Raw genomic sequence first — 1,136 nt, forward strand, 5'->3', positions numbered from 1 at the left:
AGAGATCAGCCATGCGCTAAAAAGCAGTGCTGCGAGTTTCGGAGCCGACAGTTTGTGTGAGTTAGCGATGTCTATCGATAAAAAAGCCAAATCTGGTGAGTTAGTTGAACAGGGTAGTGAGGTTAACACTATGCTTGAACGCTTGAATGAAACACGCGACGCGTATCGCTCTTGGACTCAATAAAGCCTTTACTTTTTAAACACAAAGCCCTTCCATATTGGAAGGGCTTTGTCGTATCAACGTTGGCAGTCTCAAGTGGCTACTTAGTGAGTAGTTGGTTTTCTATCGCTGCTTTCAACTTATCTCGGTCGTGACGCCAATCTCGGTTGGTTGAGGCTAATGATTCGGTAACGACGTTCCATTGTTCCAACACTTTCTGGTCCGTTTCTTCGGCAAGGACGACATCGATTCTTCGTCCTTGGCACGCACGTTCACACCATTCCAGCTTTTGCGCCATCGACATTCGACCTGCTGGGCCGTATTCAGGGCTGAGGTTAGCAACGAATATCACCTTCGCTTTTCGGTTTGCTGCAATGGCTTTGCCCAGCTCAGGCAATAACAATGGCGGCATAATACTGGTGAGGAAACTGCCTGGGCCAAGAATGATTGCATCGGCTTCTGCCAGAGCAGTAACGGCTTCTTTAGTGGCTGGAACTTCTGGTGAAAGATCTAAGCGACGTAAGTCGGTTTCCATCTCATCCACATTGGTTTCACCTGTGACCCATTGACCGTTCACTGAAAGTGCAGACAAATCCGAAGGGTGCTCTGACATTGGCAGAATATTGACATCAACCTTAAGCATGTTTCGGATCAGATTGATTGCATCCAGCGGTCGAACCGACAAGTTATCCAATGCTGTTAGCATCAAATTGCCAAGGTTGTGGCCGTCCAGCTCTCCCGTCCCTTTAAAGCGGTATTCGAACATCATCGAACTGATAGATGGTTCAGTGATTAGCTGGTTGATGCAGTTTCTGGTGTCTCCCCAAGCGATGCCACCTTGGCAATGACGAATACGCCCAGTTGAACCACCATTGTCGGTTGTGGCTACAATGCCCGTAGCATTGCTGCCAAAGTCTTTTAAAGCGGCTAACATTCGACCTAAGCCATGACCACCGCCAACTGCGACCACTTTCTT

2 protein-coding genes are annotated in these 1,136 nt (G+C 48.2%); one reads left to right on the plus strand and one right to left on the minus strand.

Going from position 1 to position 1,136, the window contains the following annotated elements:
* Positions 1-184, plus strand: a 184-nt coding sequence (locus tag R7E00_RS24590; protein WP_318124831.1) for an Hpt domain-containing protein, incomplete at its 5' end; no start/stop codon positions are given.
* A gap of 76 nt (positions 185-260) precedes the next feature.
* On the opposite strand, the gene R7E00_RS24595 is transcribed toward R7E00_RS24590, so the two are convergent.
* On the minus strand, positions 261-1,136 hold an 876-nt coding region (locus R7E00_RS24595; protein WP_318124832.1), incomplete at its 5' end, for a YvcK family protein.

The organism is Vibrio sp. Vb1755, from assembly GCF_033338635.1.
Taxonomy (GTDB): domain Bacteria; phylum Pseudomonadota; class Gammaproteobacteria; order Enterobacterales; family Vibrionaceae; genus Vibrio; species Vibrio alginolyticus.